Source organism: Hydrogenophaga intermedia, assembly GCF_000723405.1.
Classification (GTDB): domain Bacteria; phylum Pseudomonadota; class Gammaproteobacteria; order Burkholderiales; family Burkholderiaceae_C; genus Hydrogenophaga; species Hydrogenophaga intermedia.
The window spans coordinates 14493-37040 of sequence record NZ_CCAE010000009.1; the positions used below are offsets into that span (position 1 = coordinate 14493).

Annotated in this window: 22 protein-coding genes; 15 read left to right on the forward strand and 7 right to left on the reverse strand. The window is 70.7% G+C overall.

What is annotated here, in order from left to right; translation table 11 throughout:
- From BN948_RS07785 to BN948_RS07795, 3 genes are read right to left on the reverse strand one after another with little or no spacing between them, the layout of a single operon-like run.
- Positions 1-1191, reverse strand: coding sequence for an alpha-hydroxy acid oxidase (locus tag BN948_RS07785; RefSeq protein WP_009518137.1), 1191 nt, complete (start codon positions 1189-1191; stop codon positions 1-3).
- Positions 1188-2111, reverse strand: coding sequence for an NAD(P)-dependent oxidoreductase (locus BN948_RS07790; RefSeq protein WP_009518136.1), 924 nt, complete (start codon positions 2109-2111; stop codon positions 1188-1190). Before BN948_RS07790 ends, BN948_RS07785 begins: the two co-directional genes overlap by 4 nt.
- Positions 2108-3085, reverse strand: a complete 978-nt coding sequence (locus BN948_RS07795) for a Bug family tripartite tricarboxylate transporter substrate binding protein (RefSeq protein ID WP_035621073.1) — start codon at positions 3083-3085, stop codon at positions 2108-2110. Before BN948_RS07795 ends, BN948_RS07790 begins: the two co-directional genes overlap by 4 nt.
- A gap of 129 nt (positions 3086-3214) precedes the next feature.
- Between BN948_RS07795 and BN948_RS07800 the strand changes: the two genes are divergently transcribed.
- A complete protein-coding gene (locus BN948_RS07800) occupies positions 3215-4120 on the forward strand; it encodes a LysR family transcriptional regulator (RefSeq protein WP_009518134.1) in 906 nt (301 codons plus the stop codon).
- Positions 4121-4132: 12 nt separating this feature from the next.
- Entirely contained in the window at positions 4133-5902 is a 1770-nt protein-coding gene (locus tag BN948_RS07805; RefSeq protein WP_009518133.1) for a monovalent cation:proton antiporter-2 (CPA2) family protein, read from the forward strand.
- 4 nt (positions 5903-5906) lie between these two features.
- On the opposite strand, the gene BN948_RS27460 is transcribed toward BN948_RS07805, so the two are convergent.
- The 3 genes from BN948_RS27460 to BN948_RS07820 all read right to left on the reverse strand — a co-directional run bounded on the left by BN948_RS27460 (position 5907) and on the right by BN948_RS07820 (position 10495).
- A complete protein-coding gene (locus BN948_RS27460; RefSeq protein ID WP_138819847.1) occupies positions 5907-7685 on the reverse strand; it encodes a methyl-accepting chemotaxis protein in 1779 nt (592 codons plus the stop codon).
- 195 nt (positions 7686-7880) lie between these two features.
- Positions 7881-9143 (reverse strand): sensor histidine kinase, encoded by a 1263-nt coding sequence (locus BN948_RS07815; protein ID WP_158515850.1) that lies wholly within the window; start codon positions 9141-9143, stop codon positions 7881-7883.
- Between the two features lie 110 nt (positions 9144-9253).
- Positions 9254-10495 (reverse strand): sensor histidine kinase, encoded by a 1242-nt coding sequence (locus BN948_RS07820; protein ID WP_158515849.1) that lies wholly within the window; start codon positions 10493-10495, stop codon positions 9254-9256.
- A gap of 166 nt (positions 10496-10661) precedes the next feature.
- On the opposite strand from BN948_RS07820, the gene BN948_RS07825 reads away from it, so the two are divergent.
- The 4 genes from BN948_RS07825 to BN948_RS25550 all read left to right on the forward strand — a co-directional run bounded on the left by BN948_RS07825 (position 10662) and on the right by BN948_RS25550 (position 13444).
- A complete protein-coding gene (locus BN948_RS07825) occupies positions 10662-11582 on the forward strand; it encodes a response regulator (protein WP_138819845.1) in 921 nt (306 codons plus the stop codon).
- Positions 11583-11643: 61 nt separating this feature from the next.
- Positions 11644-12309: a helix-turn-helix transcriptional regulator gene (locus tag BN948_RS07830; protein WP_009518125.1), complete on the forward strand. Its 666-nt coding sequence runs from the start codon at positions 11644-11646 to the stop codon at positions 12307-12309.
- A gap of 91 nt (positions 12310-12400) precedes the next feature.
- Positions 12401-12796, forward strand: coding sequence for a type II toxin-antitoxin system HicB family antitoxin (locus BN948_RS07835; protein WP_035621078.1), 396 nt, complete (start codon positions 12401-12403; stop codon positions 12794-12796).
- Positions 12797-12871: 75 nt separating this feature from the next.
- Positions 12872-13444 carry a Fic family protein gene (locus BN948_RS25550; protein ID WP_158515848.1) on the forward strand — a complete coding sequence of 191 codons (573 nt, stop codon included), beginning with the start codon at positions 12872-12874 and terminating at the stop codon, positions 13442-13444.
- Between the two features lie 31 nt (positions 13445-13475).
- Here the strand turns inward: BN948_RS25550 and BN948_RS07845 are convergent, their stop codons facing one another.
- On the reverse strand, positions 13476-13802 hold the full coding sequence (locus tag BN948_RS07845; protein WP_009518121.1) for a hypothetical protein: 327 nt from the start codon (positions 13800-13802) through the stop codon (positions 13476-13478).
- A 321-nt stretch (positions 13803-14123) separates the two neighbouring features.
- Here BN948_RS07845 and fliF point away from each other — a divergent pair, with 321 nt between their 5' ends.
- From fliF to BN948_RS25555, 9 genes are all read left to right on the forward strand, one after another.
- Positions 14124-15812 carry a flagellar basal-body MS-ring/collar protein FliF gene (fliF, locus tag BN948_RS07850; RefSeq protein ID WP_009518120.1) on the forward strand — a complete coding sequence of 563 codons (1689 nt, stop codon included), beginning with the start codon at positions 14124-14126 and terminating at the stop codon, positions 15810-15812.
- The gene (locus tag BN948_RS07855; protein WP_009518119.1) at positions 15793-16818 is read left to right on the forward strand and encodes a FliG C-terminal domain-containing protein; all 1026 of its coding nucleotides are present in this window, start codon (positions 15793-15795) and stop codon (positions 16816-16818) included. Before fliF ends, BN948_RS07855 begins: the two co-directional genes overlap by 20 nt.
- Entirely contained in the window at positions 16815-17582 is a 768-nt protein-coding gene (gene fliH, locus BN948_RS07860) for a flagellar assembly protein FliH (protein ID WP_009518118.1), read from the forward strand. The genes BN948_RS07855 and fliH overlap by 4 nt, the downstream gene beginning before the upstream one ends.
- Entirely contained in the window at positions 17579-18886 is a 1308-nt protein-coding gene (gene fliI / locus BN948_RS07865) for a flagellar protein export ATPase FliI (RefSeq protein WP_035621082.1), read from the forward strand. The genes fliH and fliI overlap by 4 nt, the downstream gene beginning before the upstream one ends.
- Positions 18883-19317, forward strand: coding sequence for a flagellar export protein FliJ (gene fliJ / locus BN948_RS07870; protein ID WP_009518116.1), 435 nt, complete (start codon positions 18883-18885; stop codon positions 19315-19317). Before fliI ends, fliJ begins: the two co-directional genes overlap by 4 nt.
- A gap of 96 nt (positions 19318-19413) precedes the next feature.
- Positions 19414-20766, forward strand: coding sequence for a flagellar filament capping protein FliD (fliD, locus tag BN948_RS07875; RefSeq protein ID WP_009518115.1), 1353 nt, complete (start codon positions 19414-19416; stop codon positions 20764-20766).
- Positions 20767-20785: 19 nt separating this feature from the next.
- The gene (gene fliS / locus BN948_RS07880) at positions 20786-21172 is read left to right on the forward strand and encodes a flagellar export chaperone FliS (protein WP_009518114.1); all 387 of its coding nucleotides are present in this window, start codon (positions 20786-20788) and stop codon (positions 21170-21172) included.
- Positions 21159-21473: a hypothetical protein gene (locus tag BN948_RS07885; RefSeq protein WP_009518113.1), complete on the forward strand. Its 315-nt coding sequence runs from the start codon at positions 21159-21161 to the stop codon at positions 21471-21473. Before fliS ends, BN948_RS07885 begins: the two co-directional genes overlap by 14 nt.
- On the forward strand, positions 21470-22540 hold the full coding sequence (locus BN948_RS25555; protein ID WP_009518112.1) for a flagellar hook-length control protein FliK: 1071 nt from the start codon (positions 21470-21472) through the stop codon (positions 22538-22540). The genes BN948_RS07885 and BN948_RS25555 overlap by 4 nt, the downstream gene beginning before the upstream one ends.
- Positions 22541-22548: the final 8 nt, after the last annotated feature.

The window sequence follows — 22548 nt, forward strand, 5'->3', positions numbered from 1 at the left end:
TCAGTGTCCTTGGGCGGGAATCAGGTGGCTGGGGTCCAGCTCGTCGGGCCGCAGCACGCCCATCAGGGCCATGTTGCGGGACACCTCCGAGCGCAGCAGGTCGATGGCGCGCAGCGCGCCGGCCTCACCGGCCACGGCGGCCGCGAAAGCGAAGGGGCGGCCGACGAAGACGAAGCGCGCGCCCAGGGCCAGGGCCTTGAGCACGTCGCTGCCGCGGCGCACGCCGCTGTCCAGCATCACGGGAATGTCGGGGCAGGCCTCGACGATGCGCGGCAGCACCGCCAGCGGCGCGGCGGCACCGTCGAGCTGGCGCCCGCCGTGGTTGCTCACGATGACGCCGTTGATGCCCTCGTCGGCCGCGCGCCGCGCATCGCGCGGATCGAGCACGCCCTTCACCACGATCTCGCCACCCCACACGCGGCGGATCATCTGCAGGTGCCGCCAGTTGAGGTGGCCGCGGTCGGACAGGTTGCGTTCGACGTTGGGTGAGAGGATGGGCGCGCCGCGCGTGGCGTAGCTGTTCTCGAAGTGCGGCATGCCGTGTTGCACCAGCGTGCGCAGGAAGGTGCCGAACAGCCAGCGCGGGTGCGTGATGCCCTGCCAGGCCAGGCGCGGGCCGGGCCGCACGGGAATGGTGAAGCCCGCGCGCAGGTTGCTTTCGCGGTTGGCGGCGGCGGGCGTGTCCAGCGTGATCACGAGCGTGCGAAAGCCCGCCGCCTTCACGCGGTCCAGCAGCGCGAGGATGCCGTCGTCATCGCCCGGCAGGTAGGCCTGGAACCAGGCGTCGGGGTTCACCGCGATCACCTCTTCCAGCCGGATCAGCGAGGAGCCGCTGAGCACGAAGGGAATGTTCTCGCGCCGCGCGGCCTGGGCGATGACGAGGTCGCCACGGTAGGCCGAGAGCGCGGCCAGGCCCATGGGCGCGACGCCGAAGGGCGTGGCCCAGCGGCGGCCGAACAGATCCACGCCCAGGTCGCGCGGCGTGATGTCCACCAGCACGCGCGGCACCATCTCCCAGGCCTGGAAGGACGCGCGGTTGGCGCGGAAGGACTGGTTGGTCTCGGCAGCGCCGGCCACGTAGCCGAACACGGGGCGCGGCAGGTGGCGGCGCGCTTCGGTTTCGAAATCGTCGAGGCATAGCACGCGCTGCAGCCACCGGGGGGGGGCTGGCGCGTCGTCGATCGGGTTCATGAGGCGGAGGACTCGCGGTGCTCGGGCAAGGCTTTGCCGGAGAGCGCCTGCACCTGCAGCGCGAGCGCGGCCCAGTCCCAGTCGGCGCGGCCGCTCTCGCACAGGGCGTCGAGCAGTTGCTCGGCCAGCGCGGCCGTGGGCAGCACGGTACCGGTGCCTTGCGCGCCCTGCAGCGCCAGGCGCAGGTCCTTGCGCATCAGCACCGCGCGAAAGCCCGGCGTGAACTGTTTCGCCGCGATGCGCGGCGCGTGTTTTTCCAGCGAGAAGCTGCGCGCGGCACCGCCCAGCAGGGCCTCGCGCATCTGCGCCAGGTCCACGCCCTCGGCCTGCGCCAGGGCGATGGCGTCGGCCACGCCCAGCAGCGCGCCGGCCACGGCCACCTGGTTGCAGGCCTTCACCACCTGGCCCGCGCCCACGCCGCCCACGTGCAGCACGCTCTTGCAGAAGGCGCCCAGGGCCTCGCGGCAGGCGTCCACGGCGGCGGTCTCGCCGCCCACCATGCAGCTCAGCACGCCATCGGCCGCGCCCTGCTGGCCACCGCTCACGGGCGCGTCGACGAAGGCAATGCCGCGCGCCGCGAGTGCGCCCGCGAACTCGCGCGCCGACGCGGCGGCGACGGTGCTGGTGTCGACCACGGTGCTGCCCGCCGCCAGGCCGTGCACCAGGCCGTCGTCGCCGAACAGCACCTCGCGCACCACCGCGTCGTCGGGCAGGCTCAGGAACACGATGGCACTGCCCCGGCCCACATCGGCCGAGGACGTGCCCGCGACCGCGCCCTGGTCCACCAGGGCCTGCACGGCGTGCGCCTCGCGCGCGAAGACCTTGAGCGGGTAGCCCTGGCGCAGCAGGCAGCCGGCCATGCCGGCGCCCATGGCGCCCAGGCCGATGAAGCCAAGAGAGGAACCGGGCGCGCGACTCATTTGCCGATGGCCTTGCCGATGAGGTCCACCGCCGAGACGATTTCGGCCTGGAAGGCCGCGCCGTCGGCGTAGTCCTGCGTCAGGCCGGACTTGGCGACGTAGTCCTTCCAGCCCGGCGTCTGCATGGCCTTGTGGAAGGCGTCGTGCAGGTAGCGCTTGATCGGCTCTGGCAGGTTCGCGGGCGCCATCAGGCCCTTCATGTTGTCCAGTGCCACGGGCACGCCCAGTTCCGTCATGGTGGGCACGTTGGGCAGGGCCGGCAGGCGCGCGCGCGAGAACAGCGCCAGCGGTCGCACGCGGCCCGCGTCGATCATGGGTTTCATTTCTTCATAGGCGCCGAAAGCGCTGTCCACCTGGCCCGCGAGCAGCGCGGTCATGGAATCGGCCGCGCCTCGGTAGGGCACGTGCAGCAGCTTCAGGCCGGCGGTCTTCTCGAACACGATGCCGGTGGCGTGGAAGATGCCGCCTTCGCCGGTGGAGCCGTAGGACACCTTCTCCGCGCCCTTCTTCGCCTCGGCGATGAGGGCCTTCATGTCGGCGAAGGGCGAGTCGGCGCGCACGGCCAGGATGCTGGGCGCGCGCGAGACCTTGATGACGGGCGTGAACGAGCTGCGCGAGTCGTAGTTGAGCGGGCGGAAGTGGCCGACCGAGGTGGTCTCGCTGCCGCCGCCCACGAACACGGTGTAGCCATCGGGCTTGGCGTCGGCCGTGGCCTGCGCGGCGATGGCGCCGGCCGCGCCCACGCGGTTGTTCACCACCACCGGCACGGGGATGATGTCCTTGGCCGCGTAGGAGAGCTGGCGCGCGATCTGGTCGGCCGAGCCGCCGGGCGCGAAGCCCACGAGGATGGTGATGGGTTGCGTGGGCTGCCAGGCCTGGGCGCGCGCGGCCAGGGGCAGGGCGGACAGGCCCAGCGCCGCGCCGGCGGCGCCCACCAGGTGGCGGCGTGTCAGGCCATGGGAATCGGAACTCATGCGCTGTCTCCTTCTGTTGTGGGGGTGCGCGTGGCACCCGCTCGGGTTGGCTCGGGGCGCATTCTGGAAAAGTGCCTTGTGGATGAAAAGCGATATATTTCGATCGCTCTTGTTCGCTTTTCTGAAAGTATGACGCTCAAGCAGCTCGAAGCCTTCTACTGGGCCGCCACGGCAGCGAGCTTCCTCGTCGCCGCGCAGCGCCTGCACATCTCGCAGTCCACCCTGTCCAAGCGCATCGGCGAGCTCGAGGCGCAACTGCGCACCGCGCTGTTCAACCGCAGCGGCCACCGCGCCGCCATCACCGAGGCCGGCGAGCAGTTGCTGCCGCTGGCGCGGCGCATGCTCGAACTGTCGGAAGACATGCGCGCCCAGCTCGCGGCCGGCGGCGGCGTGCGCGGGCACTGCCGCTTCGGCGTCGGCGAACTCGCGGCCCTTACCTGGCTACCGGACCTGGTGGCGCACGCCGCCGAGCGCTACCCCGAGCTGCGCCTGGAGCCCTGTGTGGACCTCGGCTCGGCGCTGGAGCAGCGCCTGGAAAGCGGCGAGCTCGATTTCGCCGTGGTGGCGGGTCACTCCACGCGCGGCGCCATCGCCAGCGAGGCCATCGCCCACGTGCGCTTCTGCTGGGCCGCCTCGCCCGCGCTGGTGGGCCGCCAGCGCACGGTGGATGCGGCGCTGCTGGAGCGCCACGCGCTCATCACCCAGCCCAGCGCGGCCGGGCCCACGCGCATGCTGGAGCACTGGCTCGCCCTCAACGGCCTGCAGGCGCCGCGCCGCCTGGTGTGCAACAACCTCTCGGCCATCGCCAGCCTCATCGCCTCGGGCGTGGGCATCGGCCTGTACCCGCGCGGCTGGCTGCGCCGCATGAAGGCCCGGGGCGCGGTGGTGGAGCTGCGCGGCGATCAGGCACTGCCCGAATTGCAGTACACCTTCCAGACCCGTCGCGACGATCACCGCAGCCTGCTCACGCACCTGCGCGGGCTGGTGGGCGAGACGGTGGATTTCGACAAACCCTGCCCCTTGTGGGGCGCTTGAAGGAGACCGGCCATGGCCGCTGAATCCGGCAGTTCCGAACTCATCCCCGTGGTCATGTTGCTCGGCGCGGCCGTGGTGGCCGTGCCGCTGTTCAAACGCATCGGCCTGGGTTCGGTGCTGGGCTACCTGGCGGCGGGCCTGGCCATCGGCCCCTTCGGCCTGGGCTGGTTCAGCGACCCGCAGACCATCATCCATACCGCCGAGCTCGGCGTGGTCATGTTCCTCTTCGTCATCGGCCTGGAGATGCAGCCCTCGCACCTGTGGGCGCTGCGGCGCGCCATCTTCGGCCTGGGCAGCCTGCAGGTGCTGGTGTGCGGGGCCCTGCTCACGCTGGTGGGCGTGGCCTTCGGTTTTTCCTGGGCGGTGTCCTTCATCAGCGCCATGGGCTTCGTGCTCACGTCCACCGCCATCGTCATGCAACTGCTGGGTGAGCGCGGGGACATCGCCACGCCGCGCGGGCAGAAGATCGTCTCCGTCCTGCTGTTCGAGGACCTGCTCATCGTGCCGCTGCTGGCAATAGTGGCCTTCCTGTCTCCCGACGCGGCGGCCGCCGCCGCCGGGGCCTCCCGCTGGGCATCGATCGGCATCGGCGCGGGCTCCATCGCCCTGCTGGTCGCCGTCGGCGTGTGGCTGCTCAACCCGCTGTTCCGCGTGCTGGCCAACGCCCACGCGCGCGAGGTGATGACCGCCGCGGCCCTGCTGGTGGTGCTGGGCGCGGCCCTGCTCATGCAACTGGGTGGCCTGTCCATGGCCATGGGCGCCTTCCTCGCGGGGGTGCTGCTGTCGGAATCCACCTTCCGCCACCAGCTCGAAGCCGACATCGAACCCTTCCGCGGCCTGCTGCTGGGCCTGTTCTTCCTCGGCGTGGGCATGTCGCTGGACCTGTCGGCCGTGGCGCAGCACTGGGCGCTCATCGTGGCCGGTGTGCTCTCGCTGATGGTGGTGAAGGCGCTGGGCATCTACGTCGTGGCGCGCCTCACCCACAGCCCGCACGAGGACGCATTGGACCGCGCGGTGCTGATGGCGCAGGGCGGCGAGTTCGCCTTCGTGCTGTTCGCGGCCGCGCTCGCGGGCCGCGTGATCGACCCGGTGGTCAACGCCAACATGACGGCCATCGTGGTGCTGTCGATGGCGCTCACGCCGCTGGCCGTGCTGGCGCTGCAGCGCTGGGCACCGCGCGTGTCACCTTCGACGGCAGGCGCGCCCGTGCCCGACCACCAGACCGGTGCGGTGCTCATCATCGGCCTGGGCCGCGTGGGCCAGATCGCCAGCCAGAACCTGCTGCTGCTGGGCGCCGAGATCACCATCATCGACGCCGACCCGCAGCTCGCGCGCGAGGCCGAGCACTTCGGCTTCAAGGTGTACTACGGCGACGGCACGCGCCTGGACATCCTGCACGCGGCGGGCGCCGACAAGGCCAAGGTCATCCTGGTGTGCGTGGACGAGCCCAGCGCCGCCACGCAGATCGTGCAGCAGTGCAAGCACGCCTTCCCGCACGTGCGCGTCATTGCGCGCTCCTTCGACCGCGAGCACGCGGCCGCGCTGGTGAAGGCCGGCGTGGACCTGCAGGTGCGCGAGACGTTCGAGTCTGCGATGGTGATGGGCCGCGAGGCCATGCTCGCGCTGGGCACGGAACCGGCGGCGGCCGAGGCCATCGAGGCGGACATCCGCCGCCGCGACGCCGAGCGCTTCCAGATGGAACTCGACGGCGGCGGGCTGGTGGCGGGTCGGCCGATGATTCTGGGAAATCTGCGCGGCCGCAACGGGACCCAGGCGCACTAGCCGGTCAGAACGACTCCCACTCGCCGATGGCGTCGTCGGCGCTGGCCTTGGCGCTCGGCACCGGCGTGGCGGCCTTGGCGGGTGCGGCGGCCTTGGCGGGCATGGCCACGGGCCTGGCGGTCGGTGCGGCTGGCTTCGCCGCCGCGACGGGCTTCGCCACCGGCGCGGGCTTGGGCGCCACCTCCAGCTTCGGCTCGCGCCGCTGCTGAAGTTCACCCGCCGTCAGCGCGGCGATGCTGGCCGAGGCCGCGCCACCGTCCAGGCGGAAGATGCGCACCACCTCCGCCAGCCGCGCGGCCTGGTCGTTCATGCTCGACGCGGCGGCGGCGCTTTCTTCCACCAGCGCAGCGTTTTGCTGCGTCATCTGGTCCAGGTTGGAGACAGCGGCGTTGATCTGGTTGACGCCCTCGGCCTGCTCGCCCGAGGCGCTGGCGATTTCGCCGATGATGTCGCGCACGCGCACCACGTTCTCGACGATCTCGCTCATGGTCTGGCCGGCCTGGTTCACCAGCTCGGTGCCCACGGTCACCTTGTCCACGCTGGCGCCGATGAGGCCCTTGATCTCTTTCGCGGCCTGCGCGCTGCGCTGTGCGAGGTTGCGCACCTCGCCGGCCACCACCGCGAAGCCGCGGCCCTGTTCACCCGCGCGCGCCGCTTCCACAGCCGCGTTGAGCGCCAGGATGTTGGTCTGAAAGGCGATGCCGTCGATGACGCCGATGATGTCGTTGATCTTGCGCGAGGCCTGGTTGATCTCTTCCATGGTCGAGACGACCTGGTTCACCACCGAGCCGCCCTTTTGCGCGCTCTGGCCCGCCACGTCGGCGAGCTGGTTGGCCACGCGGGCCGAGTCGGCCGACTGCTTGATCGCCCCCGACATCTGCTCCATCGAGGCTGCGGTCTGCTGCAGGTTGCTGGCGGTCTGTTCGGTGCGCGACGACAGGTCGTTGTTGCCGGTGGAAATTTCCTTGGCCGCCACCGTGATGTTCTCGGTGCCGCGCTTGACGTCGGCCACCACGCTGACCAGGCGGTCGCGCATGGTGCCCAGGGCGCGGGTCATGGCGCCGAATTCGTCGCCGCGGTCGTTGTTCAGGGTGGCCGTCAGGTCGCCCGCAGCCATGCGCTCGGCGAAGGCCATGGTCTCGTTCAGGGGCTGGCGGATGTTGCGGATCAGGAAGAAGGCGCCCACGGCAATGGCCACGATCAGCAGGCCCAGTTGCGCGGCGGCGACCGTGATGTTGGCCGCGCGCTCCTTGGCCTGTTCCGCCTGCGCGTCCATCAGGACCTTCTTCTGCATGCGGCCGAAGTCCTGCACGGCATTGAGGTACGGCGTGACGGCGCCGTTGAAGTTGGTGCTGATCTCTTGCGCGGCGCCGGCGTAGTCCTCGGCGGCCTTGAGCTTGGTGGCCTTGCCCAGCGAGGCAAGCACGGTGGTGCGCAATTCGGCGATGCGCGCCAGGGCGGCGATTTCGGCCTCGGTCTTGGGCATGGCGTCCAGCGCCTTCTGCAGTTCCGAGATGCGGGCCGAGCCGGCGGGTATCAGGTCCTTGTACAGCGCGCTGATGTTGGGGTCGCTGGACAACGTGGACGCCTGAACCCGCGTGGTCGTGGTTTCGGTGACACCGGCCCACTCGACGGCCAGGGCCGTCTTCTCCGACAGCAGGGTGAGGGTGCGCTCGGAGGCTTCACCCATGCGGGCAGAGCGCAAGCCGGCGCTGGCGATGGTGCCCAGCAGGGCCAGGATGATGAGGGCGACGCCGGTCCAGAGCTTGGTGCCGACGGACATGTTGCGAAGGAAATTCATGGTGAAGCGGGGGTGCGACGAATCAGGCGTGGGCGATATCAGGCGCCCGCGGCCTGCCAGAAGACCCGGGCTGTCGCCGCCACTATCGGCCGTGTGCCGGGAAAACTTGATTCGATAAGACGGGTGAAACCCGCCCAGTTCCCGAGCGGGTGCGCGCGCCGGCCGGGCGGCGCGGACTCAATCGCCGCGCGCAGCGCCGTCCAGCGGCAGCGAGAGTGCGAAAGTGGTACCCGAGTCGCTGGAGTCCAGCGTCAGGCGGCCCTTGTGCACGCGCACCGTGTTCTTGCAGAAGGCCAGGCCCAGGCCGTTGCTGTGCGTGTCCGCGGTGCTGACAAAGGGCCGGAACACGCTGCGCCGCAGTTGGCGCGGAATGCCCGGGCCGCGGTCGCGGATCTCCACCACGCCCCGCCCGCCTTGCACGGCCGTGACGAGCGAGATGTCGCCCGGCGCTGGCGCGCCCTTCTGTTGGCGCAGCGCCACCAGCGCGTTGCGCAGCAGGTTGTGCACCACCTGCGTGAACAGGCGCCGCGTGCCGCGGAAGTGGAACTCGGGGCCGGGCTCCAAGACCACCGCGCGCCGCTCGCTGTCGGTGCGGAAAGGAAAGCTGTCGATCGCCTCCTGGATCATCTCGCGCGCCGCGATGCGCTCCTCGCCCCGGCGCAGCACCAGCAACTGCGCGTTCACGATCTGCGAATCGATCTGCTGGTGCAGGTTGCGCACCAGCTGCTCCAGCCGCTGGCCCGAGCGGCGCGCCGTGGCCGACTCTTCGTTGGCGCGCAAGGTTTCCACCAGCAGGCCGACGCTCGCCAGCGGCGTGCGCAGTTCGTGCGCCATCACGCCCAGGGCATTCATGGTGGCCTGCAGGCGCTGGCGGTCCTGCTGCGCCGAGGACACGCCCAGCAGCAAGCCGCACAACCAGGACAGGCCGATCATGAAGCCGTGTTCACCCGCGAGGGCGGGTGGCAGCAGGCCCGTGGCGGCGCCGAGCAGTCCGGCACCGCCGAAGGCCAGGAGCAGCATGGCGGTGGCGTAGCGCCAGTCGGTGATCACGTACATCAGCAGCGCCACCAGGCACAGGGCCAGCACGCGCGGGTCGGTACCGCCGTTGAGCAGGTACAGGCCGGCCTGCACCACCGGCCCGGCCAGGGCCAGGTACAGCAGCACGTAGGCGCGGGCCGTGGGTCGCTCGGCCACGTCATCGGGGTCGAGCAGGAACAGGGGCACGGCGCCCAGCGCGGCGACAAGGCGCAGCGCGAAGCTGTCGAAAGGCTGCGGCGCGACGAAGGTGTACACAGCCCAGGCCGAGAGGTGCACGATGAAGTAGATCAGGCCAAGGGCGACCAACCGTGCGCGCGACAGGTGCAGCACGGGTTCGCGCGGAAGCTGTAGGAGGGTCTGAAGCGGCGTGGGCAGCGAAGAAGGCGAGGAGAGGGGGGGCATGGCGAGCCGCGTGAACAGATGTGGCCGCATGCTAAGGCTCCCCCGTGTCCCCGCCAGCGGGGAAGCCCTCAGGCCGGCTGTGGGGAAACCCGGATGGATGCGCCGCCCGTTCAGCGCATCGCCACGGGCAGGTCGATCACGAAGGACGAGCCGCTGGCCACGCGCTCGAAGCGCAGTTGCCCGCGGTTGGCCTCCACGGTCTCGCGGCAGAAGGCCAGGCCCAGGCCGCTGCTGTGCGTGGTCTGCGTGCTGAAGAAGGGCTCGAAGATGAAGCGGCGCACGTGATCGGGCACGCCCGGGCCTTTGTCGCGCACGCGGATGGTGCCGCGCGCCGCGCCGGTGTCCACCTCGATCTCGATGTCCCCGCGCTCGAACGCGGCCTGGGTGCGGCGCAGCGCGTACACCGAGTTCTTCACCATGTTGTGGATCACCTGGATGAACAGGCGCTCGTTGCCCATGAAGTGGAAGTCGCCGCGCGTGTACACGCTCACGGCCTGGCGCTCGCGCTCGCTCAGGAAGGGGTAGGACTCGATCGCGTTGTGCACGAGCCGGGCGGCGTCGAGCGTCTCGTGGCCGGGCAGGATGTCGAGCAGCTGCGCGTTGACGATCTGCGAATCGATCTGGTGGTTGATGGCGCGCAGCAGCCCCTCCAGGCGATCGGCCAGGCGTGGCACGTCGGCGGGTTCGGCGTCGCGCAGGTGGTCGTTGATCAGCGCGGCGCTGGCCAGTGGCGTGCGCAGTTCGTGCGCCATCACGCCCATGGGCAGCAGGGTGGCATTGAGGCGCTGCAGCCGGTGGCTGGCCGATGACAGCGCCAGCGTGAGCGCCGAGAGCCAGGCGAAGTAGAAGGTGAGGTTGCCCTCGGTCGCGCGCCACGGGGGCAAGGCCAGTTGCGGCTCGGTCATCGAGACGAAGGCGCGCGCGGCGATGGTGCCCACCAGCAAGGTGGCGGTGGCCACGCGCCAGTCGAGCACCTGGTAGACGAGGAAGCACATCAGCGCGGTGCTGGTCATCCACACCGCGTTGCCGTGGTTCATCAGATAGAACCACTGGAAGAAGAAGGGGCCGGTGTAGGTCAGGTAGACCAGCAGGTAGATCCGGATGGCGCGGTGGCGGGTCACTTGCGCGGGCGTCCACCACAGCAGCGGCAGCGCGCCGATCGCGGCCAGCGCGCGCGCCAGCGGGCTCTCGAAGGGCTGTGGTGCGAGCTGGCTCCAGAAGCCATGGAAGGCCAGGTGGCCGACGAACAGGACGAGGCTCAGCGCCACCAGCCGCGCACGCGAGAGGTGCCGCAGCGGTTCGATGGGTTGACGAAGGAGGGCGAGCGCCCGTACGAGGAATCGGTGTCGCACAACGGGGCGCATTCTAGGGAGCGCAGCGGGGTTCGAAGCGTGAAATAAATCGGTCATGCGCGGGTCTCAAGTTCGTGCGCCAAGTGCCGATATGCTCCGATGGTCCGGACCGCGCGCGCCGCGGTCCTCCACTTCCTGAAGTAGGCCCGGCATGTTGTTTCCCTGCATGAGAGCGTCCTCGCGCATCTCCTTCATCGACGACGACCCGTCGTTCCTGGACGCCATGGTCGACGCCGTCGCCTCGGTGCGGCGCTGCGAGTTTCTGCACCACCCGGGTGATCTGGACCGCCTCTACGCCGAGCAGGAGGATCTGTTGCGGCGCGAGCAGCAGATGCTCGCGCGCATCGTGGGCGCCGAATCGCCGCTGCCCGCGGCGCTCGACTACTTCGCCTGGCCCGGGCGGCACGCCATCTTCTCGGTGCTGGTCACCGACCAGGTGATGCCGGCCGAAGACGGCGTGTCCCTCTGCGAACGCCACGGCCATTTCGGCCTGCGCCGCATCCTGCTCACCGGCGCGGCCGACGCCGACCTGGCGGTCAAGGCCTTCAACCAGGGCGCCATCGAGTCCTTCCTGCCCAAGCAGACGCGCAACCTGGGCTTCAATCTGCGCCGCGCGCTGCAAGACCAGTTTCTGCACAACTCGGCGGAGCGCGGCCGTCAACTGGCCATGCAGATGCGGCGCGAGCGCTTCGCGGCGCTCGAATCGGCCGATGTGTCCAACGCACTGATGGTGATCCTCGGCCGTGGCCGCGTGGACGAGTACCTCGTGCTCGGCGAACCCTTCGGTGTGCTGGGCCTGCGCAGCGACGGCCGGCTGAGCTGGATCCAGATCGAGACGCGCGAGGGCCTTCGCGAACTGGGCGAGTCGCTGGCCGAGTTCGGCTGGGACGCGCCGGGCATGGCCAGCGTGCGCGCGGGCGAGGCCCTGCCCAACGTGGAGCTCGTGTCTCAACTCGATGGCATTGCGCCCGCCGTCGCGCCGGTCGAGACGCTGAGCGAGGCCGAGGGCGTGCTGGCCGCCGAGTTCGTGTTCGACTGGCCCGGCACGGTGTCGTGGCGCACGCTGCCCGGGGGGGCGGCTGCGTGAGCGGCGCCGGGCTGTTCCCAAGCCGCTCGTCCCCGCAGTGCGCAGCATGAAGGGCTGTCCAATGAGCGCAAGCGCCCCCTCGGGCTTCGCCGGCCTGGACGACCTGGGTGGGCCGCTCGATGCCTTAGAGCCCCTGATGGACGCGCTCGTCGCGCGCGTGCGCGAGCGCGGGTTCTCGGGCGTGGCCTTCGTGCGGCCCGACCCGTTCGGCGCGGCCGGCGCGCGCCTGGTGCAGGCGCTGAGCAGCCCGCCGCTGCAGGCGCACGCCGACTGGATCGAGCGCGCCACGCCGCCGCGCGATCAGGCCGTGGCCCTGCTGCCGATCGAGGCCCTGGGCGAGGAGGGTGCGCGCCGCCTCGGCGGCCTGGGCTACCAGCAGGTGCTGGTGGTGCGTGTCCCCGTGCTGGGCGAGGCCTGCTGCGAGTTCTGGCTGTTCTCCACCAGCACCCACGTGCGCGAAGAACACCTGGGCGCGGCCACGCTGGATCTGCTGCGCGACTGGCCCGCCTGGCGCGAAGCGCTGCGCGCGGCGGTTTGCCCGCTCACCCCGCGCGAGCGCGAGGTGCTGCAGGCCGTGGCCGAAGGCCTCAAGGGCGCGGAGGCGCAGGAGCGCTTCGGCTACACCGAGCGCACCTTCCGCCTGCACGTGGAGAACGCCAAACGAAAAATGCGCGCGGCCAACGGCTCGCAGGCCGTGTACCGCGCACACCTCATGTGCGGGCTGTGAGGGCGGCCGGCGCCGAGGCTGGTCAACTGATGTCAAATTCTTCATAATGACATCACTTTATGACTCGCACGGAGGTGATGCCATGGCCAGAATGGGTTCACGAACGGCCAAGCCGCAGGCGGCCAGCGAACGGGTGGTGACCACGGTCCGGCTGGAGCCCGCGCTGCACGCCGAACTCGCCGCGCTGGGCGAACTGGAACACGCCAGCTTCAACCAGGTGGTGGAGGCGGGCATGCGCCATTACGTGCAGCACCGGCGCGACGTGTTGGAGCAGCGGCTGGAACGTGCCTTGAAGGCCCTGCGGGCACGGCCCAAGGGTGGCGATTTCGACGCAGCTATCGCCCGCCTGGTGGAGGCGGAAGCCACACTGGGCGACGCCGATCCCGCGCAGGGGCGTCTGGGTCAACGGTCGACCGATGCGCGGGCCAAGTCCATGAGCGACAAGGGGCTGGCCGCGCGCGTGCGTTCCCTCATGGCCGCTGGCTGAGGCATGGCTGCCGGCCCCCATTGGGACGCGGACAGCCCTGAACTGCGTGCCAATCTCAAGCGGATCTTCAAAGCCATGCGCCGGCACGCTGAGGCGCGCCATGCACTGAACGCGGCCGACATCAAGGGCTGGCATGCGGACATGATGAAGGGCCTGTCGGTGCCCGAGGCGGCCGATGTGGGTGTGAGCGAGAGCGATCTCAAGGGGGCCTTTCGAGGGCCACCGCGGTTGGCGCACGTCACCGTCACCATCGGCATCCACGAGGGCGTGGCACCAGACCGGGTGCTCGGCGAGGTCGGTGCCCTGCTGGAAAGGGTGGCCATCACGGTGGCGGTGCTGGACGAGGCGATCGGTTCGAAGGCACCCGCGCGCTTCACGCGGGACGAACTGCGCGCTGTGTGCGAACTGGCGGGGACGCTGCACGGCGAATGGGTGCGCATCCACCCCTTCGGCAATGGCAACGGACGCATGGCGAGGTTGCTCGCCAACTGGGTGTTGATGCGTTATGGCATCGAGCCGGTGCTCAGTCCCCGGCCGCGGCCCGAGGGCTTGTATGAACTGGCCGCTCGCGCGTCCATGCACGGTCGACACGACGTGATGGTGCTGTGCATCCTGTCGGAGATCGAAGCGGCGGCTGGCCGCTCCTGAAGGCTCGGGCCGGCGGGGCCCGGACGATCGATCAGAACGGCCGGCCCGACGCCGCCGCCATCTCCAGCCGCACCTTCAGCGCGCCCGTCACCAGGCCCTTGGCGTAGGCGTTCGGCGCGCTGGCCAGCAGGGCCTGCAGCTCTTCACCGGTGCAGTGCTCCACCTGGAACTCCTCGTACATGTCGAACCAGTGCGGGTGCTGCTGCTCGATCAGGCGCATTTCGTTCAGGTTGCTCATCGCCACCTCGGCCTCCAGGCGCTGGAGCATCTCCAGGGTCTCGATGGGCGGGATGCCGAGCGACGCGGGGCGCATGCCGTGGGTGGAGGGCAGGGTGGTCATATCGAGGTCCAGGTACATGGGTCACGTCCTAAAGGGCGGAGGGTCTGTCCCGGTTGTCGGTGCCTTCTTGAGGGCCCTTCACCACTGACCCTGGCACTTTTGACAGGGCAAGGGAAGAAGCATCACCGGATGCGCATTTGTTCACGCTGCAGGCGCACAAGACCGTGTTTCCCCCGCGTGCAACGCCCTGAATAAACCTTTTCGGTTCCTGTCAAGCGCGCTTGTGCCGCTCATCACCGATCTGGAACCGTGCGGCGATCTGCCCCCGATTCATCCACACGCTGACATGACATCGCAAATCAACTTCGCGTATCGTTACAAACACAAAGTGAAAAACGAATGAGCGCACTCACACCTTTTCTGCAACGGCTGCCTCAGCCCTCGTCCATCGCCTCGGCCCTGCGTTCCGAGGCGGTGTCCAAGCTGTTGCCGGTCGTGTTCCTGGCGATCGCGCTCACCGCGCTGGTCATGATGTTCGTCTGGCAGAACCAGTCGAACTACCGGCCGGTGTTCGGCGCGCGCGAGAACGTGCCATCGGCCGACATGATGTCCGTGCTGGACGCCGAAGGCATCGCCTACCGCCTGCACCCCGACACGGGTCAGGTGCTGGTGTCCGAGTCGAACCTGGGCCGCGCGCGCATGCTGCTGGCCGCGCGCGGCGTGGTGGCCCGCCTGCCCGACGGCCTGGAGCTCATGGACAAGAGCGACCCGCTGGGCGTGACGCAGTTCGTGCAGGACGTGCGCTTTCGCCGTGGCCTGGAGGGCGAGCTGGTGCAGAGCATCACCGCGCTGGAGCCGGTCAAGAGCGCGCGCGTGCACCTGTCGATCGCGCGCTCCTCCACCTTCGTGCTCAACGCCACCGAGGCCAGCTCGGCCTCCGTGGTGGTGCACCTGCACCCCGGCCGCGAGCTCGAGGCCGAGCAGATCGCCTCCATCATCAAGCTCGTCTCGGGCAGCGTGTCCAACCTGGCGGCCGACCGTGTGACGGTGGTGGACCAGGCCGGGCGGCTGCTCTCCAGCCGCGTCGACATCAAGGCCGGCCTGGACTCCGCCGGCTTCGCGAACGAGGCGCAGCGCAAGGCGCAGGAAGCGCTGCTGCGCAACGCCCACCAGTTGCTGCAGCCCGTGCTGGGCGTGAACAACTACAACGTCAGCGCCTCCGTCGAGCTGCACCAGGACAACGTGAAGGAAACGCAGGAGCGCTACGAGGGCGACCCGCGCATCACCAGCGAAGCCTCGCGCGAGGAAATGAACCGCCAGCCGCAGGCCCTGGGCATTCCCGGCTCGCTGAGCAACCGCCCGGCCAACCCGCCGCCGGACGAGGAAGACAAGCCCGGCACCGCCGAGCGCAGCGCCGCCACGCGCCAGTACGCCTACGACCGCAGCGTCACCACCATCGAACGCGCGCGCGGCCAGGTGAAGAAGATCAGCGTGGCCGTGGTGCTGAACAACGCCGCGGCGCCCGCCGGCGCCACCGCCTGGGCGCCGGCCGAGATCGCGCGCATGGAGCAGGTGCTGCGCGGCGGCCTGGGCATCGACACCGCGCGCGGTGATCAGCTCGTGGTCTCGGCCATGGCTTTCCCCACGCCGCCCGCGGCCGTGGCCTGGTACGCCGAGCCGCAATCCATCTTCACCATGACCGGCTGGGCGCTGAGCGCCGTCGGCGCGCTGCTGGCCTACCTGCTGATCGCGCGCCCGCTGATCCGCCGCTTCACGCGCGCCGCCGCGCCGCCGCGCGAGGTGGGCACCTCCGAGCTGGTGGCACTGGGCCCGCGCGACGGCGAGGGCGCCGCCGTGGTGGCCGGGGCGCTGCCCGCCGGCGCCGTGGCCGCGCTGCCGCAGCCCGCCAGAGACCAGAACAAGCGCGACTCCATGGGCTCGCTGCTGGAGAACTACAACCTGCCGCCGCCGGGTTCGCCGGTGGACGTGCTCGTCGATCACCTGAGGGATCTCGCGACCAAGGAGCCCGAGCGCGTGGCCGAGGTCGTCAAACAATGGGTGCAGAAAAATGGCCACCAGCCTGCCTGAGTCCGGCGCCGAAGCGCCCGCCATGTCCACCGTCGATCAGGCCGCCATCGTGCTGCTGAGCATGGGCGAGGAGCCCGCCGCCGCCGTGCTGCGCTGCCTGGGGCGCGAGGAGTTGCTGCTGGTGACGCAGGCCATGTCGGCCATGAGCGGCATCAAGGTCGACGCCGCGCGCGGCGCGCTGCAGCGCTTCTTCGACGACTACCGCGAGCAGAGCGGCCTGCACGGCGCCTCGCGCACCTTCCTGAAGAACTCGCTCGACCTCGCGCTGGGCAGCAGCATCAGCAGCAGCGTGCTCACGCGCATCTACGGCGACGCCATCCGCCCCAAGATGGCGCGCCTGCAGTGGGCCTCGCCGCGCTGGGTGGCCGACCGCATCGCGCAGGAACACGTGCACATGCAGGCCGTGTTCCTGGCTTTCCTGCCGCCGGCCATGGCCAGCGAGGTCATCGCCAGCCTGCCCGAGGACGGGCGCGACGAGCTCATCGTGCGCGTGGCGCAACTGGGCCACGTGGAACACCGCCTGCTGCAGGAGGTGGAGGTGCTGGCCGACGCCTGCCTGCAGAGCCTGGAGACGCAGAGCGCCACCATCGAAGGCGTCAAGCACGCGGCCGACATCCTCAACCGCCTGCCCGGCGACAAGGCCCGCATGGTGGAGCAACTGCGCGAGCGCGACGCCACCGTGGCCGGCCAGATCGAGCGCAGCATGTACGACTTCTTCATCCTCTCGCGCCAGAGCGAGGAAGTGCTGCTGCGCATCCTCGAGGTGGTGCCCATGGACGAGTGGGCCATCGCGCTCAAGGGCGGCGACAGCGACGTGCGCCGCGCCCTCATGGCCTGCATGCCGCAGCGCCAGGTCAAGACCTTCCAGGACGCGATCCGCCGCACCGGCCCGGTGGCCGCGCGCCGCGTGGAAGAGGCGCGCGCCACCATCATGCGCGAGGTGAAGGCACTGGCCGATGCCGGCACGATCGCGGTGCAGCTCTACGCAGAGGCGACGGTGGAATGAGCACGGCTTTCCGCACCTACCGCTTTCCGCCGCTGGCAGATCGCGAGATCGCCGAGGCCCTGTCCGCCCAAGGCACGCCCGAGGCCCTGCAGGCCGCGCTGGCCGACGGCTACTCGCGTGGCGCCGAGCGCGGTTACGAGGAAGGTTTCGACAAGGGCCTGATCGAAGGTCGCGCCGTGGGCGAAACGCAAGGCCGCGAGCGCGGCGTGGCCGAGGGCCGCGCCGAGGGCGAGGCGCAGATCCTCGCGCGCTGGGAGCGCGTGGCCGCGCCCATGCAGGCCGCCATCGACGCGCTGCGCCAGGTGCAGACCGACTACCAGGCCGCGCTGCGCCGCGAGATGGTGGAACTGGTGGAGCGCGTGGCGCGCCAGGTAATCCGCGCCGAGCTCACGCTCAACCCCACGCAGATTCTGAAGCTGGTGGAAGAGACCTTGCAGAGCATGCCCCCCGCCGTGAGCGCGGTGGAGGTCTTCCTGAACAACGAGGACCTGCGCGCGATCCAGGCCATCGAGGGCGCGAACACGCGCGACTGGAACCTCATCGCCGACCCCGCGCTGCAAGCCGGCGAGTGCCGCGTGCAGGTGGCCGGTTTCGAGGCCGACGCCGGTTGCCGCCAGCGCCTGCAGGCTTGCATGGGCCAGGTGGCCGCGCAGTTGCTCGGCGCGGAAGAGCCTGCGAACGCGCCGGGCGATGGGTCTCACGGCTTCGCCTCTCCAGTCGATGCATCGGCCATCGCCGCCACCGTGACCGAGGCCGCCGCGTGATCGCCGAGCAGCTGCGCCGCATCGCCGTGCCCCAGGTGTCGGTCTCGACACCCACGGGCCGCCTGGTCAGCGCCACCGGCCCGCTGCTGCAGGTGCGCGGCGTGCGCCTGCACGTGGGCCAGCGCTGCCGCATCGAATCGGCGCTGGGCGCGGACATCGAGGCCCAGGTGGTGGGCTTCAAGGACGAGGCCGCGCAGCTCATGGCCTTCAAGCGCACCGAAGGCCTGGCCGCCGGCGCGCGCGTGCTGCCGCTGCCGGCCACCGGCAACATCCTCATCGGCGACGCCTGGCTGGGCCGCGTGGGCAACGGCCTGGGCGAGCCAATGGACGGGCGCGGCCGCCTCACCGGCGAGCACCTGCTGCCCAGCGCGCCGCCCTGGGTGGACCCGCTGCGCAAGCGCCCGGTCGAGGGCGTCATCGACGTCGGCGTGCGCGCCATCAACGGCCTGCTGACCCTGGGCCGCGGCCAGCGCGTGGGCCTGATGGCCGGCTCCGGCGTGGGCAAGAGCGTGTTGCTGGGCCTGATCACGCGCCAGACCGTGGCCGACGTCATCGTCGTCGGCCTGATCGGCGAGCGCAGCCGCGAGGTGCGCGAGTTCATCGACCTCTCGCTTGGCGAAGAAGGTCTGCGCCGCGCCGTGGTGGTGGTGGCGCCGGCCGACGAGTCGCCCCTGATGCGCCTGCGCGCCACCGAGCTGTGCCACACCATCGCCGCGCACTACCGCGACCAGGGGCGCCATGTGCTGCTGCTGGTGGATTCGCTCACGCGCTACGCCATGGCGCAGCGCGAGGTGGCGCTCTCGCTCGGCGAGCCGCCGGCCACGCGCGGCTATCCACCGTCCGTGTTCAGCGCGCTGCCGCAACTGGTGGAAAGCGCCGGCAACGGCAGCGGCGACGGCTCCATGAGCGCCATCTACACCGTGCTCGCCGAAGGCGACGACCAACAGGACCCGGTGGTGGACACCGCGCGCGCCATCCTGGACGGGCACATCGTGCTCTCGCGCGCGCTGGCCGAGCGCGGGCACTACCCGGCCATCGACGTCGGCCAATCCATCAGCCGCTGCATGAGCCTGGTGACCGACGCCGACCAGCAGCGCATCGCGCGCGAAGTGAAGGCCCTGCTGGCGCGCTACCAGCAGGTGCGCGAGTTGCTGCCCCTGGGCGCCTACGTGCAGGGCGCCGACCCGCTGAGCGACCGCGCCGTGGCGCTGTGGCCGCGCATCGAGGCCTTCCTGCACCAGGGCACCAAGGAATCCGCGCCGATGGGCGATTGCCTGCAGCGCCTGAAGGAGATCGTTGAATGAGCGTCCCCAACGGGCCGAGCGCCCTGCAACAGGTGGTGCAACTGCGCGAGCGCGAGCAAGAGCGCGTGGGCGCCGTGCTGGCCGAGCAGGAACGCACGCGCCAGCGCTTCGTCACCAGCATTTCCCAGTTGGGCGATCTGATGGACCAGGCCGGCGCCACCGGCGCGCTCTCGCCCACGCTGGCCGCCAACCTGGGCGCCTACAAGCTCAGCGTGCTCGACCTGGCCGACCGCCACCGCACGGCCCTGGCCCAGCACGAATCGCAAATGGACCAGACCCGCCTGGCGCTGCACGAGGCCTTCCGCCGCCGCGAGGCGGTGGCGCAACTGCACGAACGCCGCCTGGAAGAAGGTGAGCGCGCGCTTCACGTGGCCGAGCGAAAACGCACCGACGACATCGCCCAGACCGTGTGGCTGAGGGGGCGCTCGTGAAAAAGTCCCGCGCCCCGCTTCAGAAAAGCCGCGCCACGGTCGCCTTGCACTTCGGAGGCGGCGTCCGTGACCGCCTGACCCCTCTGGAGTAACACCATGGACTTCGACCCGACCACGACCGCCACCCAACTGGCCACGCTGATGGTGCAAGGCCCGCAGCAGCAGATCGACCGCGAGTCGCAACTGGCCAAGGCCACGCAGGCCGGCCTGGAAAAGCTGCGCTCGGCGCTCTCCAACTTCAACACCGCCGTGAGCGGCCTGGCCGGCGCCACCGGCGGCCTGAAGAAGAACGCCGCCACGCTCACCGGCACCGGGGCCACCGCCTCGGCCAGCGCGAGCGCGCAGCCCGGCTCGTACAGCTTCTTCGTCGAACAACTGGCCTCCACGCACCAGGTGGCCTTCGCCGACTTGCCGGCCGTGCCCGTGGCCCTGGGCGGCCCCTTGGTGGTGCAGCGCGCCGACGGCTCGTCGTTCAACGTCAACCTGCTCGCCGCCGACCAGGACGGCGATGGCAACCTCAGCGCCACCGAAATCGCGCGCGCCATCAACCAGTCCCCCGGCAACGAAGGCAAGGTGACCGCGCAGGTGGCCAACACCGCCTCCGGTTCGCAGCTCATCCTGTCCTCGGGCCTGAGCGGTGCCGACGGTGCGATCACGCTCGACGCCTCGGGCCTTCCCGACAGCGCGCTCAAGACCGCGCTGGGCGGCGCACCCACGGAACTGGCCGCCGCGCGCAACGCGGTGTTCTGGCTGGGCGACCAGGGCAGTGGTCTGCGTGTCGAGCAGGGCAGCAACAGCTACACCGGCATCGCGGGCGTGGACGTGAGCTTCACCAAGGCCCAGACCGCGGGCGACGCGCCGATCCAGCTCGACGTGGCCGCCGACAAGGCCGGCACCGAAGAGAGCGTGCGCAAGTTCGTCAACGCCTACAACGCGCTGCAGAACGAACTCAACAACCTCACCAAGACCAGTGAGGACGCCGCCTCGCGCGGCGCCTTCTCCACCGATGCGGGCGTGCGCAACCTGCGCAACCGCCTCAACGACCTGATCCGCCAGGACTTCGGCGGCCTGCGCATCAGCGACCTCGGCATCAGCAGCGATCGCCAGGGCCAGCTCACACTGGACACCACGCGCCTGAACAAAACCCTGGCCGCCAACCCCGAGGCACTGGACACCGTGTTCGGCTCGTCCGCGCTGGGCAAGCGCTCGGGCGTGTTCGGCGCGGTGGCCGACCATTTGGACAGCTGGACGAAGTCCGGCACGGGCCAGCTCGCCCGGCGCCTGGACAACGTGCAGGTCCAGCAGAAAGGCCTGACCCAGCGCCAGGAGCGCCTGGACGAGACCTTCGACGTGAACTACCAGCGCTACCTGCTGCAGTTCAGCCAGTTGCAGACCGTGCTGGGCCAGATGAACCAGACCTCCGGGCTGTTCAGCCAGCTCGGCGCCTGACACACGCAAGAGGACCCCATTGAGCTACGACGCATACCAGAGCTACCAGGCCGTTGACCTGGGCGCGCAGACGGCGAAGGCCTCACCGCTGGAGCTGGTGCTGATCCTGATGAACGGGCTGCTCGACGAGCTGGCCCGCGCGCGGGCGCACATCGAACACGCGCGCTTCGAGGCCAAGGCCAACAGCCTGAACCGCAGCGTCGCCATGCTCAATGGCCTGTCCAGCGCGCTGGACACCGACTCGGCCAGCGAGGTGGTGGAACAGCTCGCCGAGCTGTACGACTACTGCGCGCGCCGCATCCACGAAGCGGGCATCCGCATGGACGTGGCGCTGCTCGACGAGGCCGTGCGCCTGCTCGGCACCGTGCGCGAAGGCTGGGAGGGGGTGCGCGATGCCAACGGATGAACGCACCCGCCTGATCGACCTGGCCGGGCGCCTGCACGAGCGCACCCAGGCCGGTGACGTGCGCGCGCTGGCCGCGCTGGACCTTGAGGTTGGCGCGCTGCTGCGCGGCATCGCCGCCGCGGGTGCGCAGGGCGCGAGCGAGCGCGCCGCCATCGGCCTGCTGCAGCGGGCGCACCAGCGCGCGCTGGCCCTGGTGCAGCGCGAACACGACGCGGCGCAGGCGCAGTTGCGCGACCTGTGCGCGCACCGCGGGGGGCGCGACGCCTACGCCGCCGCCGAACTCCTGGGAGACCCGAGATGAACGCCACCCTGGCCCTGCACGCCGCCGCCCCCACCACCGCCTCCATCACCACTTCCGTCACGCCCGTGGCCGACGCGGTGTTGGCGCCCGGCGCGAGCGACGCCGCGCACCCCTTGTTCTCCTTGATGCTGGGCCAAGCGCCCGCAGAGGACGCCGAGTCCGCCGACACCCCGGAAGCGGCGGATGCCGCGATCGCGCCCTGGCTGATGGCGCTGGACTCGCAGCAGGCGCCCGCGCTGCCGTTCACGCAACCCTTCTCGCGCCTGCTGGGCGCCGCCGCACGCGAAGCGGCGCCCGAGGGCGCGCCGGCCGAGGCCGGGGCCGACATCGCCACGCCCTCACCCATCGGCCACGTGTCCGCCGCGCCGGCGAGCGCCCCGGACACGGCCCAGGTCCGCTCGGCCTCGGTGCCCGCCGTCGCCGCGCCGGTCGCGGACGGCGTCGCTGGCGCGGACCCCGCTCCCGCGCCGGACAACGCCCGGCAGCGCGCGTCCGCCGATGCCGCCGCGCGCGCGCTCCCGGCCGAGGCCTTGTCCGCCGCCATGGTGCCGCGCCCCGCGCGCGAGGCCGGCGTGTCGCTGGACGGCTTCGCGACCGTACTCAACGCCAATCCGGGTTCTTCCGCCTCGTCCGCCAGCGACCCCGTCGTGCGCCTGGACGCCCAACGCAGCGAACTCTGGCAGCGCCCGCTCGCCCAGGCGCTCGGCGATCGCGTGCAGTGGCAGTCCACGCAGGGCATCGACCAGGCGCGCATTCGCCTGGACCCGCCCGCGCTCGGCCGCATCGAGATCGTGGTGCGCCAGGAGGGCGCGCAACTGCAGGTGCAACTCACGGCCTCCAGCCCCGAAGTGGCGCGGCAACTGCAGCACATGGGCGACGGACTGCGCCAGGAACTGGGCCAGCGCCAGGGCCAGAGCGTGCAGGTGCAGGTGCAGCCCCACGACGGCGGCGCGCAGGCCGACGCGCGCGGCCAGCAGCGCCAGGGTCAGACCGGCCGCGACGAGGCCGACCCCGGCCAGGCCCTGCGCGGCGAACACGACCCGTCGCGCCGCTTCACGCTGGCCTGACCCCAACG